The following is a 16068-nucleotide window of genomic DNA, read 5'->3' as shown; positions in this document are numbered from 1 at the left end:
TTATCCGGCCTACGGTGAGTGTGGTTTGTAGGCCCGATAAGCGAAGCGCCATCGGGCAGAGTGTTACACCGGCTCTACTGAAACGCGCAGCGCGGACAACGCTTCGCCTGCGGCGCGCAGCACCTGCTCGCACTGTTCAATGGTGAGCGTCAGCGGCGGCTCAATACGAATGGTTTTCGCATTATTGAGCGTACCGGCCACCAGCACGCGCTGGCGGAACATCTGGCTGGCAAAGTTGTACCCCGTCTCGTTATTCACAAACTCCAGCGCCATCAGCATGCCGCGCCCGCGCACATCCTGTACCAGATCGGGATACTGACGCGCCAGCGCACGGAAGCCATCCAGCAGCATGTCGCCTTTCTGCTCCGCCTGCGCCGGCAGGTTCTCTTCCAGCAGCACATTGATGGTCGCCAGCGCCGCCGCACAGGCCAGCGGATTACCGCCGAAAGTAGTGGTGTGCAGGAACGGATTATCAAACAGCACCGAGAAGACCTCTTCGGTCGCGATGGTCGCGCCAATCGGCATCACGCCGCCGCCGAGAGCTTTAGCTAAACACATAATGTCCGGCTGCACATTTTCATGCTCGCAAGCGAACATCTTGCCAGTGCGCCCCATACCGGTTTGCACTTCGTCGAAAATAAGCAGCGCGCCAAACTCATCGCACAGCTTACGCACCGCAGGCAGATAGCCCGGCGGAGGCAGGATCACGCCCCCTTCACCCTGAATCGGCTCCAGAATCACCGCCGCAACGTCATCCCCGGTTTTCTGCCCTTCGCTGAGGGCCGTGCGCATGGCATCGATATCGCCAAACGGCACATGGTGAAAGCCCGGCAGCAGCGGCATAAAGGGTTTACGAAAGGTTGACTTCGCCGTCGCCGAGAGCGAGCCAAGAGATTTACCGTGGAACGCGCCGCTGGTGGCGATAAAGGAGAATTTCCCGCGTGGAGATTGATAGGCTTTCGCCAGTTTCAGCGCCGCTTCGACGGACTCCGTGCCGCTGTTGCTAAAGAAGCTGTATTTGAGTTTGCCGGGCGCGAGCGCCGCCAGCGTTTTTGCCAGCATCGCCCGTAGCGGGTCGAGAAGCTCCTGGCTATGCAGAGGTTGTTTGGCGAGTTGGTTCTGTACGGCGGAAACGACAACTGGATTACGGTGCCCCACATTGAAAATACCAAATCCACCCAGGCAATCTAAAAACTCCACTCCCTGGGTGTCGACAAGCGTATTCAGACTGCCTGCTTGCCACTCTACGGCTCCGTAATCCCCGCCGGCAGTTACAGATTTTCGATACTCTAAAAACCCCGGGTTAACATGCTCTTTAAAGTAATCCACCACCTCTCGGTTTAAAGCTTTCATCTCCTCATGATCAAGCGTTCGCTTCTCAATGAGATTCAGGGCGTGAGCGCTGCACGCTAAAGCGGATGCGCTGGAAGGTAACCTGTTCAAAATAAGCTCCAGGAGTCGCGTATCACGTGATACTGATTAAAGTATTGCAGGGATTACGCCACTTCGGCGGCGGGCAGAGAAATCGGGATAAACGCCAGGTGAAAGCCAAATCGTACAAGATTTAATCATGCCGTCTGGGCAAAAAATAGGTTACAGCATTGTTAAAAAGCGCGAGGCGAGGGGGTGAAAAGGCGCTTTGCGCCAAAAAAGTGCGTCGAATGCATGAAAATGGGGCATAACCCGTTAGCACAACTAAGTGTTTTCAGGCTGAAACTATTAAAATCAATATCTTAACAAACCTATCAAAATCAGGGTTTTCTGCGGATTTGCGATCTAAATCAAATTTAACAACTAAAGATAAATTCATTATCGCCGAAATAACATTCGCAATAATTTTTTCACGGCAATATAACCTGCACAGGACGCAACCATGTCTTCTCCTCTTTATGTCAGCCAGCGCAACTTCCCGCTGGACGATGACACTACGCTGATGTCCACCACTGATACGCAGAGCTACATCACTCACGCTAACGATGCGTTTATTCATGCCAGCGGCTATCACCTCAATGAGTTAAGCGGCCAACCGCACAATGTTGTGCGCCATCCAGATATGCCGAAAGCGGCATTTGCCGATATGTGGTTCACCCTGAAACAGGGCGAGCCGTGGAGCGGTATTGTGAAAAACCGCCGTAAAAATGGCGATCACTACTGGGTGCGTGCCAATGCCATTCCGATGGTGCGTAACGGCGAAGTGACCGGCTATATGTCGATCCGCACCCGCGCGACGGAGCAGGAGATCGCGGCAGTTGAGCCGCTCTACAGCGCATTAAATGAAGGGCGCAGCAAAAAGCGCCTGCATAAAGGTCTTGTACTGGGTAAAGGCTTATTTGGGAAAGTGGCCACGCTTCCGCTGCGCTGGCGGGCGCGCGGCGTCATGACGCTGCTGTGGGTCGCACAGCTGGCAGCGCTATGGTTCACCGGCGCGCATCCTGTTTCGATGCTGGTCAGTACGCTGGTGACGCTGCTGGGCGCGCTGGCGTTTGAGTGGCAGATTGTTCGCCCGGTCGAGAATGTGGCAAAGCAGGCGCTAAGTGTGGCAACGGGCGATCGTAACAGCGTCGATTTCCTCAACCGCAGCGATGAAGTGGGGCTGATCCTGCGCTCGGTCGGTCAGTTGGGGCTGATGTGCCGCTGGCTGATAAACGATGTCTCTGGTCAGGTGAGCAGCGTGCTTAACGGCAGCGAAACGCTGGCGAAGGGCAACGACGACTTGAATGAGCGTACGCGCCAGACGGTGGTTAACGTGCAGCAGACCGTAGCGACAATGGGCCAGATGGCCGCGTCGGTACAGAGCAACTCGGAAACGGCGTCTGCGGCAGATAAGCTCTCCAGTTCCGCCAGCAACGCCGCCGCTCACGGCGGTAAAGCGATGGAAACGGTGGTGAAAACCATGGATGAGATTGCCGACAGCACGCAGCGTATCGGCTCCATCACTGCGCTGATTAACGATATCGCTTTCCAGACCAATATCCTGGCGCTGAACGCCGCAGTTGAAGCAGCGCGGGCAGGGGAGCAGGGCAAAGGCTTCGCGGTGGTTGCCGGGGAAGTTCGTCACCTGGCAAGCCGCAGCGCGAACGCGGCGAATGATATCCGTAAACTGATTGATGCCAGCGCCAGTAAAGTGCAGTCCGGCTCCGACCAGGTTCACGCAGCAGGCCGCACGATGGACGATATTGTGGCCCAGGTTAAAGATGTCACCGCCCTGATTGCCCAGATTAGCCAGTCCACCTCTGAGCAGGCGACGGGGCTTGCGGATCTGACGCGCGCCGTGGCGGAGCTGGATGCGATTACGCAGAAAAACGCCGGGCTGGTTGAACAGAGCGCGGAGGTGTCGTCAATGGTGAAACAGCGCGCAGGTCGGCTACAGGACGCAGTTTCCGTATTACATTAAGAGATATTTAATTAAAAAAACCGCCGCCTCTGCTGGCGGTTTTTTTATTTCTGCTAATCCATCTTCATGTTAATAATTTTTTCTAAATTGTTACTTTTTTATTAATTGTTATTTTGTTAGTGCCGGGATCAATAAATTAGTTAGCTTGAAATTTAATTTCCCATTAACTCTAGTTAACTCCCATTAATATATTCGTGAAATAATAAGAAAACGAAACAAATAACGATCAATGACGCTAAATTGATAGTTCCTGACTATCCAGTGGCCAATTAATTTAATAAAAAAACGATCAAACTCATAAAGTTAGCATTTACGTTACCGATAACGTCTGGTGGCGACAGGGTTTCCATTCGCGCCGGGGACTTAAGCGTGCCTTCTGAATTAGGGTTCAAAGCTTTTGTCAGCAAGACATTCAAATCCACGGAGAAGATATGTTTTTACATGATGTAAAAATCGGTACGAAATTATTTCTGGCATTCGGATTCTTTATTATATTGATGGTGGTGAGTTCCTGTTTCTCGCTTTTCAGCCTTAATCGTGCCAACAACGGTATGCAAGAAATTGTGCATGAGGATTATCCCACGACCGTAAAAGCAAACGAGCTGATTGATAATTTCCAGACGTTCGTCAGTACGCAACAATTAATGCTGCTGGATACGGACGGCAAATGGTCGGCTGATTCCCAGAAACAACTGGCGGCTATTAGCTCGCGTATCTCTGCCTTACTGGCCGATCTCTCGAAAAACTTGCGCGACGAGCAGTCGCAGCAAATCCTTGCTGAGATCCGCACCGTGCGCCAACAGTACCTCGACTCCCGTTTTCGCATCCTCGATGCGGTAAAGCGCAACGATCGCCCGGCCGCCATTCAGGAGATGATGACCAAGACCATCACTGTCCAGAAGGCCTATAAAGCGAAAGTGCAGGAGCTGATTGCCATCCAGGATCAGCAGATGCGTGACGCAGGTCAGCAGGTGCAGAAGGACTTTGGCTCCAACCGCCTGCTTCTGATTGCGCTGGCGGCGATCAGTATTGCCCTCGGAAGCCTGATTGGCGTGGTGATCGCGCGAATGATCACTCGTCCGCTTCGCGAAGCAGTCACTTTTGCGGAAGCGATCGCCGATGGCGACTTAACCCGCTCCATTGACTCTCGTCATCATGATGAGACCGGAACGCTGTTGCGTGCGCTGATGGAGATGAAAAATCGCCTGGTGGAGATTGTGCATCAGGTGCAAAACGGCTCTGAAAATATCTCCAGCGCGGCGGCGCAAATTGTTGCCGGTAACCAGGATCTGGCGGCGCGCACGGAAGAGCAGGCAAGTTCCGTTGAGCAGACTGCGGCATCCATGGAGCAGATCACGGCAACCGTGAAGAACACAGCCGATCACACCTCTGAAGCTACAACGCTGTCGGCGGATGCCGCGACGGTGGTGAAGAGTAATGGCGAGATGATGATGCAGGTCACCGAGAAGATGCGGGTTATCAACGACACCTCTAATCGCATGTCCGACATCATCAACCTGATTGATGCGATTGCTTTCCAGACCAACATTCTGGCGTTGAACGCCGCGGTTGAAGCGGCGCGTGCCGGTGAGCATGGCCGTGGTTTTGCCGTGGTGGCCGGTGAAGTGCGTCAACTGGCGCAGAAAAGCGCCTCGTCGGCGAATGATATTCGCCATCTGATCGAGAGCTCAGCCAGCCAGACCCGTGAAGGGATGGCGCTGGTGGAGAAAGCCAGCGCGCTGATTAACGGTATGGTGACCAACGTCGAAGAGATGGATGTGATCCTGCGTGAAATCGGCCAGGCGAGCCGCGAGCAGACCGATGGCATTTCGCAGATCAACAGCGCTATCGGCCTGATTGACTCCACCACCCAGCAGAACTCAAGCCTGGTGGAAGAGTCCGTTGCGGCAGCCGCGTCACTGAACGATCAGGCGCTGCATCTGCGCGAACTGGTGAAGGTCTTCCGCCTGCGTGAAGCGCCAATGCCAGCTTAATCCAGCTGGGATATCTCCAGCGCCGCGCGGTCGATAATGCCAATTATCTGTTTAAGCTGCGCGGCGCTAAGCGCCTGCTGATTCACGCGCAGATCGAGCACGGCTTTAAAGTTCGCCAGCGCCCGCTTCATCTGTGGATCTCTGCGTAACTGATAGCCGACATTACGCGCTTTAACCCGTTCCAGAATTTGCGTCAGCTGCTGCTGGCTCTCATCCAGCCACTGCTGGCCGTGGCGGGTTATCGCAATCACCCTGCGCCCACTCTCCTCATCGCTGATAGTAATCAACTGCTGATCGCGCAACAGATCGAGAGTCGGGTAGATCACGCCGGGGCTGGGGGTGTAGTTTCCCTCGGTCAGCGTTTCAATGGCTTTGATAAGCTCATAGCCGTGGCTGGCGCTATCGCGCAGCAGATGCAGCAGCACCAGGCGTAACTCCCCGTGGCCAAAAAAGCGCTGGCGACGGCCGCCGTGGTGTTCGTTATCGTGACTGTCGTGTGAATGGCGCATCCTACTCTCCGTGTTAATTCGATATATCTAATCTATATCTAAACTCTGTCTGGTAACAGGCTGGTTTAATTAATTGTTTTTATCTTACTGATAATAAAGATTTTAAATGGTGATTTTGTCAGCGCGTGCTCTTAGCTGTAGCTATATCTTAAAAAGATCTTGCCTTCCCTACAAACAACAATCATTATCATTTGCACAAAATTTAGATATATCTATTTCACATTCAGTAGGGCCGATTATGACCACAACTTCTTCACGCTATCCGCAGCGCGTGCGCAATGAGCTGCGTTTTCGCCAGTTAACCGTTTTGCGCGTTGAGCGGGCAAGCGAGGGCTTCCAGCGCATTGTGCTTGGCGGCGAGCAGCTTGATGGCTTTAGCTCACGCGGTTTCGATGACCACACCAAAGTTTTCTTCCCGCAGGAGGGCGCTCCTTTTGTTCCGCCAGAGGTAACGGATGAGGGCATTAACTGGGGCGATGGGCCGCGTCCGCTGTCGCGCGACTATACGCCGCTCTTTGATGCCAGCCGCAATGAATTGACTCTCGATTTTTACATTCACGATGGCGGCGTGGCGAGCAACTGGGCGCTTCACGCGCAGGCCGGGGATCTGCTGACTATCGGCGGGCCGCGCGGTTCGCTGGTGGTGCCGGAAGATTACGCCTGGCAACTCTACGTGTGCGATGAGTCCGGTATGCCGGCATTGCGCCGTCGGCTGGAGGCGATAAGCCAGCTTGCGCGGCGTCCGCAGGTGAAGGCGCTGGTAACCATCGACAATGCCGCTTATCAGGATTACCTCGCGCATCTGGAGGGCTTTGATATTGAGTATGTGATTGGGCATCAACCGCAGAAGGTGGCGGAAAAGCTGGCGGCGCTAACTGTACCAGGTGAGGACTATTTTATCTGGCTGACCGGGGAGGGGGAGGTGGTGAAATCGCTGAAGGCGCGGTTTGAAACGGACGCTATCGATCAGCAGTGCGTTCGCGCGCAGGCTTACTGGCATAAAAAGTAATTGCGGCCCGGCAGAGCGCCGGGCACATATCAGGCAACTTCGTCGTATTCGGCTTCGTTAACCTGCTGCTCAAGGGATTCACGGATCTCAGCCAGCGCTTTCTCCTGCTGGCGGAAATAGGTTTCCCGATCGCCAAGGGAAGAGACCAACTGCCAGGTCTCCTCTTTATCCAGCGTCATTAACTCTTCAATCAGCGTGGCGATGTGCTGCTTCACTTCCACAATGCGCTGACGCAGACGCTGGACGTCGTTCAGCCTGTCGCTGGCCATTAGCGGCTCCAGCCCTTTTTGCAGGCGGCTGAGCATGGATCGAATCGCGCTCAGATCGCCGCGTTGACGGGCCTGATTGAGCTGCACCATCATGCTATTGGCATCGTTTTTCATCTCGCTGTCGACCAGATCGGGGTGACAGAGTTTACTCGCCTGTCGCCAGAGGCGCTTCAGCTCATGGCGCTCCTCTTCCGACATCTTCTGCTCGAAGCTGAAGCGTTTTTCTGCGTCGTGCTGCTGCTCTTGATAGCTTTCGTACTCCTGACGCGCTTCGTCGCGCGCCTGGCGCGTCGGCTCCTCTTCACGCGTCAGACCGCGCTCCAGCTCCTGCGCCTCTGCCAGCAGGGAGGCGATCAGCTCGCTTTGCTGCTGGAGATGTTTACGCGCTTCAGCCGCCTGCATCGAGTGCGGCGGCATGCTCTGCCAGCGCTGCGTGAGCGTCACCAGCACATTCACCGCCTGCGAGAGGTATTTCTGGCAGCGCAGATAATCAGCTTCGCGGCGACGTGCTTCCGCTTCCTGGCGACGTACTGCGGCTTCAGCCAGCATTTTACGCAGGCGCAGGATCTGCGACATCAGCGGCCCAAGGCGGGTTAAGTAGAGATCGTTAAATTCGTCCAGTTGCTGAATGCGCGCATTGCGCTTATCGATAAGCTCGCGGAGCTGCTCCTCCAGCGCTTTGAGTTCCAGCTTGCTGGCGGAAACCTGCGGATCTTGCCAACTGACGACCGAGCGCTGGCTCTGTAGCCACGCCGTAATGGCGCGCATCGCATCGCTGTAGTTCTTCTCTTCGAGCGCGTGAACAATAAACGCTAACTCCGGGTCGGTCACTTCCGTTTTCAGCAAAGGAAGCTGGCTGAGGATGATGCTGTCATCCTCCAGTTCAATGGCGTATTTGATGATTTCAAGCCGTTTTATTGGTTTGTTCATGGCGTTTCGTCAAAGCGCTTAATGAGTCTGTTAAGGGGAGTCGTTATTCATCAAATCTGGACCACGAAGGCGAAAGTCGCAATAGCCCGGCCTCATATTACATGGGCACATTTCAATGCGTTAGTCTTTCTATGAAAATTGCGCTTATGGCGGTGTAATTCGGTGAAATGAGGGCGAAAACGCCCTTAAGAGGACGGGTAAATAGCTCTGAAAACGTCGCAACGCTCCTGTCTGGGTAAGGCGTAACCGCGTCCTGTAAGCGCAAGGAGGCTTACGCCTCTCTCAACACTTGTACCGTCTCTTTTTTGGTGTAGTAGAGATTATTATCAGGAATATCTTTATTCACGAATGTCATCGCGCCGATTTTTACGTTATCGCCGATACGGATATCGTCAGATATGATGCAGCAATTAGCGCCAAGAACGACATCATCACCAATAGTGATTCTGTAATCTTCATCTTTTTTTCCTGGGGTCTTGATACCGATGGTGGTATTTTGCCGTATCAGGAAGTTCTTGCCGATATCGCAATATAACGAAACCACAATGCCATTATAATGAGCGACGAAGAGTCCAGGTTGGATTTTTGCACCCAGACCAATCTCAGTATTATATTTTTTCATTAATCTACGATTAAGGAAGTGTGCGAATTTCTTGCATCTTTTTCCTTTTTTATCATGCAGATAAGATGCAATTCTCCACCAGAAAAGAAACCGGCGCTTTGGCTGACGCCATGCGTGTCGCAAGGCTCTTCCCCATGAGAATTTTTTATCTTTTCCGCCAATGACTTCTACTCGCAAACACTCTTTCAAAAATTCCATATTTACCCGGTCGTTCATAATAAATATATCAAAAGGCATGTAGGACTATTTAAATATTTTTTTATTATTTTTTATAATTGATACCAGTGGCAGTTCACAACAAAACATTTATAAAAGATAATTTGTATTAGGCTGCGTATTTTTAATACAAATAATTTAGATAAGAAATGACTTATCAAGCGCATTGTTATTAATTTTGCTCGAGAATCTAACTCGGATTATTCCCAATGTCAACATAAGTGTGACAAAGTGTGACTGAAATCTGCGTGTTGTTTAGAGGCAGTTTATATCGCAGGTTTCAGCAGCTTATGGGGAATGGCATTCAGGAAGTGTGAGTACATACTAGCTTCCTTGCGGGCTGCGAATCGCGACAGGTTTAAGTAATGTCGTGGGCCAACTGCAACGATGAGCGATTATTATGATTCGATATGAACGCGGCGATCTACTTCAATCTCAGACGGTTTCACTGGTCAATGTGGTGAATTGTCATGGAGTAATGGGCAAAAGCATTGCCTACCCGTTTAAGGAGGCTTTTCCTGAAAACGATAAGATCTATCGTGAGGCCTGCAAAAGTAGCGCATTCAAAAATGGATCTATTCTCACCGTGGAAGAGAACAATAAGCCGATCATCAACTTTCCCACCAAAGATCACTGGTGGCAGAAGTCGCAGTATGATTGTGTCGAGGATACATTTAACGTGCTCGCCTGAGCAACGACAATCGTGCGCTTCACGTAACGAAGAATATATGTCTCATTGCTTTGTAGCTTTATCTTTTGATTTAGCAGCGGCCTATTATTCCCCTCGGACTTAATTATCGTATTGAGAATAGAGCTAAGTATGATTTTAGATGAATGCCATTGAGGTTTTTCACATCAGACATATCTCTTTCGAAGCAGAAGATAAGCGCTATTGTGGTTATTTTTTGCTCAACTTCATGCCTGGTTAATATCTCTAATTCACTCAAACAGCTTTGTTATATGTTTTATATGATTAAGTTAAATCTGAAGCTTGTGCTCTTTGTTAGCCCTTTATTGTTAAGGATTTTCTTGTATTCAGCGTCGCCCAAGGTATGATTTTGCTATCCCGACGCTTACCGGATGGGGCTTTCTGCTTGAATCAGCCTTTTCGCGGTGAGGTCTCTTTTTGAATTTAGCATCGTCAGTAATAAACATGGCTTGCTGATACATACAGAACGATCGCAAGCGACATAACTTTTATTCCTGTCAGGTGTTGGAACCAGAAGTTTTGGTAAGTTCTGGTTATCCTTTTGCTGATGATCTACAGGGTTTGATATGGCGGAATACTCTTCTTCACTCGATGGTGAATCCAAAGAATATATTCTCAAGTCGCTTGAGGATATGCGGCGCAAATTGTTGGATTTGACCTCGCGAAACAGGTTATTAAATTTTCCAATTAATCAAAAACACTCTTCGCTGCGTATCATCAACGCGCTACCCGATCAGCTTTTTCAAACCCTCAAATCAGAACAGGTTATGCAGTTTGCTCCTGTTCCGGATCCAACCAAAGCGCAGTTACAACAGTTTGGTTATCTGGATAAAAACGTGCCTTCAGCCGAGGAAAAAGCGACAAAACCTATGCCCGATGCGAAAACGTGGGCGGGTAAGCTGGGCATCAATACCGACTATGAATTACCGAGCGGCGCGCAGAGTACTATTTCCCCGGAAGATTATGAACTGGTGGTTAAAGCGCGCGATCTTATTCTCATCCACTTGAAGGAAAACGGCGGCTCTTTGGCCGGCGTCAGGAATACGGAGGCTAAATCCGGCCTTCCTGCTGAGCGTCTGGACTCGCTACTTATCCAGCTTGGCTACAAAGATATTGGTGAGTTTGAGCGCGATACGAAAGCGGGCAAGCCGTTGCGTAAGCCATTAGTGCAGGAGACTGAAGCGAATAATGAAATACAGACGCTTTATTACCCGGCCGATCTGGAAGCCGTACTGCGCTCTATCCACGGTAAAGCGCAGGTAGCGATTGAAGAGACTGGTGCGGGTATTCTCTATCTGTCCCTTGGCTTTCTTGAATGGTATGAAAGTGATGATTCAGATAAGCCCCGCCTTGCTCCGCTCTTTACCGTTCCCGTAACGCTGGAGAAAGGTAAACTCGATCCACAAGCGGGTCTCTATCGCTACCACCTGCGTTATACCGGGGAAGATATTATCCCTAACCTGTCGTTGCAGGAGAAATTGCAGGCTGATTTTGGTTTTGCACTACCTGGGCTGGATGAGGAGACGTTACCGGAAACCTATTTCCAGCAAATAGAGGCGATTACCGAAACGAACAAGCCGCGTTGGAAAGTGCGCCGCTATGGGGCATTGAGCTTATTAAACTTCAGCAAGATGCTGATGTATCTCGATCTTGATCCAGAGCGCTGGCCACAGGGCGGTAAAAACTTACTGGATCATGAGGTGATCAAACGTCTTTTTACTTCGCAGACGGGAGAACATTCCGGTTCAGAAAGTCTATCAAGCGAATATCACATCGATACTCTCGATAATATTCATCAGCAATTTCCGCTTATTTTTGATGCGGATAGCTCACAACATAGCGCACTGATTGATGCGGTAAATGGCGAGAATCTGGTTATCGAAGGCCCTCCAGGCACGGGCAAATCACAAACCATTACCAACCTGATTGCCGCGGCAATGCTGAATGGCAAGAAGGTGCTTTTTGTTGCAGAAAAGCTTGCGGCATTAGAGGTTGTTAAACACCGACTCGATAAAGCAGGGCTGGGTGATTTTTGCCTTGAGCTGCACAGCCATAAATCGCACAAGCGTAAGGTATTAGAAGACATCCAAAAACGGCTGCATAACCCGGCTTTGCAAAAAATGCCGGCGCAAATTGATGCCGAGATTTCTCGCTATGAAGATTTAAAGAATCAGTTAAACAGCTACGCTCAGGAAATTAATGAGAGCTGGAAGCTTACCGGGCTGACTATTCACCAAATTTTGACCGGCGCGACGCGTTATCGACGCGAGCTGGGCATCGATCCCACACTGCTACATATAGAAAACCTGTCTGGTCAAAAACTGGATCGCGTGGCGCAGTTAAGGCTACGTGACCAGATCAAAGAGTTTAAAGACGTTGTCGTGGAGTTTCGTCAGCAGGTCGGTCAGCAAGCGGAGCTGTGGGAGCACCCCTGGTATGGCGTTAATAACACTGATATCCAGCTTTTCGACAGTGAAAGAGTTGTTTCACTGCTTAAGGAGTGGAATGAGGCGCTAATTGCCTGGCAGCAGGCACTTGCAGGTTTTCTCACCAGGTATTCGATTACTGCTTCGCATTGTGACGAATTAAGCTGGCAAACACAGCTGGTGGCGCTGTGCGACCAACTTCCGGAACTTCCTGCAGAAGCTGATTTCCAGGCTTATACCCGGCTTGATAGCAACAACATTGAGAGTCTGAAAAGCTGGTTAAATGATTTCAGTGCCGTTCAGGCGGATTACCATCAGGTAGCAGGCGATTTAATGCCTGAAAAACTGCGTTTCCTCGAAGAAGGAAATCCAGTCCCGGACTTTCCGGATATCACCAAAATCTTTGGTCTGGATGGGGCAACAACGCTTGCGGATGTGGTTCTCCTGATTCGTGGTTTAGCGCAACTGCAAACTGCCTTTGCTGCTGACAAAGAGCATCTCGCCCCATTACTGGAATCATTGCCTTCTGCTGTTGCTGATAGATTCTCAATAACGCCTGCGGGTCTGCAGCAAATAGCCACGTTCATTCATGTCGCCTCCAAATTGCCGAGCGAACTGGTGAGATACAGACATGACAGGTTTGATGATGAAGATATCGAGCCACACATTGAAGATCTCAATCAGCGGCTGGTCTCGTTGCATGCACTGCGCGACCAACTCAAGGCACGCTTTACGCTGAATAAAGTGGCAGATGATGAGCAGCTAAAAACGATCGAAAACATCCTGCACAACTCGGGCCTGTTTAGCTGGTTAAGCGGCTCATGGCGCGAAGCGAAAAATACGCTGATCGGTTTATCCAGCGAGCCTAATGCAAAATGGAAAACGCTGTATGACGAATTGCCGATCCTCCGCCAGTATGTGCAGGAACGCGATGAGTTTGAGGCGCGCAATTTTGAGCAGATCTTCGGCGAGCTCTATCGAGGGCTGGAGACCGATCCGAGCCAGCTCCGGCAGATTCGGGAGTGGTACAGCGAAGTGCGCAGCGTCTGGGGGATCGGCTTCGGTGCTAACGTTGCCATTGGTGGCGCTCTATTGACGCTGGATAGCCAGATACTAAAAGGAATACAGCAACTTAAGCAGCAGGGTGTCGATGCGCAGATTTCTCAACATCTTGATAAGTTAAAAAGCTACGAGGAAACCTTCGCTTCAGCACACTTTGACTCTGAAGGTGAGCAAAGCCTTGCGGGCGAAAAGAGTGTCTTACTGCCGCTTATTGAGAAACTGACCGCGGCCTTGACGCCCATTCAGCAGTGGTTCAGCACTGAGCAGCTTGCGCTGAATACGGTAAATGAAAAGATAACCGTGTTGCGTCAGATACATAACCGACAGGCTCGCTTATCTGTTGATCGGTTGCCCGGCACCATTTTTTCAGCGGCGGATTCACTCCTGTTTGGCGCAGATAAAGATAATGCGCACACGCTCAAGGTCATGGGCAATACCCTTACTTTTGCAGAACAGATGGGGGAAAACGTTCAGGATGCTGATTTGGTTGCGGCCATCCAACGGTTACCCGGCGCAGATGAGTACCGCGAACTGCAACACTCTCTTCGTGCTCTTCAGCAGAAGTGGCAGCTGCAAACTGACCGTCAGAGTCACTTTGCGCAGGAAACGCAGCTTAATAGCGAGCAGTGGCATCAACGGTGTGAAAATCTTCTCTCTGCATTAATCGCCTGCAACGAAGAGGCGATCGCTAAGCCCCGCTGGCTAAATGGCTGGCTTAACTTCATTCGTATCTCTCAGGATATTGAAAATAGCGGGCTGCAGCGTATTCGTGACGCAATCATGAGCCATACGCTGACTATTGAGGATATCGATACCGGCCTGGAAGTCGCTATTTTCGATCAGCTCGCCCGCGAAATCGCGACTGAACGTCCGCATCTCCTCCGGGTGTCTGGTAATAGCCGCAGCGCGATGCAAAAAACTTTTCGTGACTATGACCGGGCGCTACAGCGCTTGCAGCGTGAGCGCATCGCGGCGGTTATTGCGAGCAATCCCGTTCCCCCCGGCGCGTCAGGAGGACGAAAAGCCGACTATACCGAAATGGCGCTTATCCTGAATGAGACGGGTAAGAAGATGCGTCATATTCCGATTCGCCAACTGATTAATCGCGCCGGCCGGGCCCTGCTTCAGCTGAAGCCTTGCTTTATGATGGGGCCAATGTCGGCGGCTAATTATCTTCAGCCTGGCGATATCGAGTTTGATCTTGTGGTGATGGATGAAGCCTCACAGGTTAAGCCGGAAGATGCGTTGGGCGTTATCGCGCGCGGTAAGCAAATTATCGTGGTGGGTGACCCGAAACAGCTGCCGCCAACGAGCTTCTTTGATCGCGCGGGCATTGATGATGACGATGATGACACGGCCGCGGTCAGCCAAACGGACAGTATTCTTGATGCCTCTTTACCTCTGTTCAAAATGCGCCGTTTGAGATGGCACTATCGCTCTCAACATGAGAGCCTGATTGCTTACTCCAATCGCCATTTTTATAACAGCGATTTGGTGGTTTTCCCTTCCCCGAACGCTCATGCCCCGGAGTATGGCGTTAAGTTCAGCTTCGTTAAAAATGGTCGCTTCATTAACCAGCACAATATTGAAGAAGCGCGCGTTATCGCCAGGGCTGTGGCTTTACATGCGACCAATTCGCCTGACGAATCCTTAGGCATCGTGGCGATGAACTCAAAGCAGCGTGAACAGATTGAACGGTCGATTGATGAAATATGCCGTGAAGATACGCAAGCTGAGGCCGCGATTGATCGGTTAAGAACGAAAAGCGATGCGCTGTTTATTAAAAACCTGGAGAACGTTCAGGGTGATGAACGCGACGTTATTTTCATCTCCTTCACTTATGGGCCGGGCGAGGTCGATGGCAAAGTGTACCAACGCTTTGGCCCGATCAACTCCGATGTTGGCTGGCGTCGCCTGAACGTACTCTTCACGCGTTCCAAAAAGCGGATGCATGTGTTCAGCTCAATGCGCTCGGAGGATATCCAGGTAACAGAGACATCTAAGCGCGGTGTGCAGGCGCTGCGTGGCTTTTTGCACTTTGCTGAAAAAGGCAATATGGACGGGCTTGCACACCACACGGGTAAAGCGCCGGACAGTGATTTCGAAGTCTCTGTTATTACAGCGCTGGAGAATGCTGGTTTTCGCTGTGAACCCCAGGTTGGCGTAGCCGGGTTCTTTATTGATATTGCGGTGCGCGATCCCGGTAAGCAGGGGCGCTATTTGATGGGTATTGAGTGTGATGGTGCGACCTATCACTCTGCTAAGTCAGCTCGTGACAGAGATCGCCTGCGTCAGGACGTGCTGGAGGGCTTAGGGTGGAGAATTCGTCGTATCTGGTCCACAGACTGGTTCTGCAATCCTGATGAGATCCTGGAGCCCATCGTTCGTGAGTTAAATCGGTTAAAAACCACGGTTGCGGAAGAGGAGTACTCTGAAGAGCACGCTATCGCACAGCTGGTTGTTGAAGGGCAAACTGCAAGTAACAATATTGCGGATTTTAGCGACCATAGTGAGCCACTCAGATTACGTCTTGAAAGATTTGCCCGCGAGGTCATTGATGTTGAGTGCCCCTATATTGCCGATGAGAGCAAGTTGCTGCGTCCTGCAATGATTGAAGCATTGGTCGAGCATCAACCGCTTTCTCGCTCTGAGTTTGTTGAACGTATTCCGAAATACCTGCGTGAGGCAACGGAAAGCAAGATGAGTAAAACCTATCTGGACAGGGTGCTGGCGATTATCGATGGAGATGAATTCGCTTAAGCGGGTTTTTCGGTGCATAACTCATCATCGATATCAGGGGGTTACGTTCTAACGTGGCCCCCTTTTACATTCCAGATAAGTAAAAGGGCAAACCATGGCAGGATGTGGTTCCGCAGGCGGGACTTGAGGGGACAAAACGGGGACAGCAAGCATAGAGAACAAAAAAGC

General features: G+C 51.1%; 9 protein-coding genes. 5 read left to right on the top strand and 4 right to left on the bottom strand.

Annotated features, from left to right (window positions below; genetic code table 11):
• Positions 1 to 63 precede the first annotated feature (63 nt).
• A complete protein-coding gene (gene ygjG, locus SOM48_RS11445; protein WP_320511973.1) occupies positions 64 to 1443 on the bottom strand; it encodes a putrescine aminotransferase in 1380 nt (459 codons plus the stop codon).
• Positions 1444 to 1873: 430 nt separating this feature from the next.
• Here ygjG and SOM48_RS11440 point away from each other — a divergent pair, with 430 nt between their 5' ends.
• Both SOM48_RS11440 and SOM48_RS11435 read left to right on the top strand, forming a co-directional pair.
• Positions 1874 to 3394: a methyl-accepting chemotaxis protein gene (locus SOM48_RS11440; protein ID WP_139965633.1), complete on the top strand. Its 1521-nt coding sequence runs from the start codon at positions 1874 to 1876 to the stop codon at positions 3392 to 3394.
• A gap of 431 nt (positions 3395 to 3825) precedes the next feature.
• Positions 3826 to 5388, top strand: coding sequence for a methyl-accepting chemotaxis protein (locus SOM48_RS11435; RefSeq protein ID WP_320511972.1), 1563 nt, complete (start codon positions 3826 to 3828; stop codon positions 5386 to 5388).
• On the opposite strand, the gene SOM48_RS11430 is transcribed toward SOM48_RS11435, so the two are convergent.
• Positions 5385 to 5897, bottom strand: coding sequence for a PadR family transcriptional regulator (locus tag SOM48_RS11430; RefSeq protein WP_313162020.1), 513 nt, complete (start codon positions 5895 to 5897; stop codon positions 5385 to 5387). The two genes, SOM48_RS11435 and SOM48_RS11430, sit on opposite strands and share 4 nt — an antisense overlap.
• A gap of 238 nt (positions 5898 to 6135) precedes the next feature.
• On the opposite strand from SOM48_RS11430, the gene SOM48_RS11425 reads away from it, so the two are divergent.
• Entirely contained in the window at positions 6136 to 6906 is a 771-nt protein-coding gene (locus SOM48_RS11425; protein ID WP_312203121.1) for a siderophore-interacting protein, read from the top strand.
• Positions 6907 to 6935: 29 nt separating this feature from the next.
• Here SOM48_RS11425 and SOM48_RS11420 read toward each other — a convergent pair whose 3' ends face one another.
• Both SOM48_RS11420 and SOM48_RS11415 read right to left on the bottom strand, forming a co-directional pair.
• Complete coding sequence (locus SOM48_RS11420; RefSeq protein ID WP_042715491.1) at positions 6936 to 8105, bottom strand: coiled-coil domain-containing protein; 1170 nt, start codon at positions 8103 to 8105, stop codon at positions 6936 to 6938.
• A gap of 271 nt (positions 8106 to 8376) precedes the next feature.
• The gene (locus SOM48_RS11415) at positions 8377 to 8925 is read right to left on the bottom strand and encodes a serine acetyltransferase (protein ID WP_241658791.1); all 549 of its coding nucleotides are present in this window, start codon (positions 8923 to 8925) and stop codon (positions 8377 to 8379) included.
• 418 nt (positions 8926 to 9343) lie between these two features.
• On the opposite strand from SOM48_RS11415, the gene SOM48_RS11410 reads away from it, so the two are divergent.
• The gene (locus tag SOM48_RS11410) at positions 9344 to 9634 is read left to right on the top strand and encodes a macro domain-containing protein (RefSeq protein WP_320511971.1); all 291 of its coding nucleotides are present in this window, start codon (positions 9344 to 9346) and stop codon (positions 9632 to 9634) included.
• Positions 9635 to 10218: 584 nt separating this feature from the next.
• Entirely contained in the window at positions 10219 to 15900 is a 5682-nt protein-coding gene (gene hhe, locus SOM48_RS11405; protein ID WP_320511970.1) for a DUF4011 domain-containing anti-phage protein Hhe, read from the top strand.
• Positions 15901 to 16068: the final 168 nt, after the last annotated feature.

The organism is Kosakonia sp. CFBP8986 (assembly GCF_034044935.1).
Taxonomy (GTDB): domain Bacteria; phylum Pseudomonadota; class Gammaproteobacteria; order Enterobacterales; family Enterobacteriaceae; genus Kosakonia; species Kosakonia cowanii.
The sequence above is the reverse complement of the archived record's forward strand: the minus strand, read 5'-3'. Positions and strand labels throughout refer to the sequence as shown.

What these genes read in the sequence shown, in the direction of transcription:
- SOM48_RS11420 (WP_042715491.1), bottom strand. Translation starts at nt 8,105, where the DNA reads ATGAACAAACCAATAAAACGGCTTGAAATCATCAAATACGCCATTGAA.
- SOM48_RS11435 (WP_320511972.1), top strand. Translation starts at nt 3,826, where the DNA reads ATGTTTTTACATGATGTAAAAATCGGTACGAAATTATTTCTGGCATTC.
- SOM48_RS11430 (WP_313162020.1), bottom strand. Translation starts at nt 5,897, where the DNA reads ATGCGCCATTCACACGACAGTCACGATAACGAACACCACGGCGGCCGT.
- hhe (WP_320511970.1), top strand. Translation starts at nt 10,219, where the DNA reads ATGGCGGAATACTCTTCTTCACTCGATGGTGAATCCAAAGAATATATT.
- SOM48_RS11410 (WP_320511971.1), top strand. Translation starts at nt 9,344, where the DNA reads ATGATTCGATATGAACGCGGCGATCTACTTCAATCTCAGACGGTTTCA.
- SOM48_RS11415 (WP_241658791.1), bottom strand. Translation starts at nt 8,925, where the DNA reads ATGGAATTTTTGAAAGAGTGTTTGCGAGTAGAAGTCATTGGCGGAAAA.
- SOM48_RS11425 (WP_312203121.1), top strand. Translation starts at nt 6,136, where the DNA reads ATGACCACAACTTCTTCACGCTATCCGCAGCGCGTGCGCAATGAGCTG.
- SOM48_RS11440 (WP_139965633.1), top strand. Translation starts at nt 1,874, where the DNA reads ATGTCTTCTCCTCTTTATGTCAGCCAGCGCAACTTCCCGCTGGACGAT.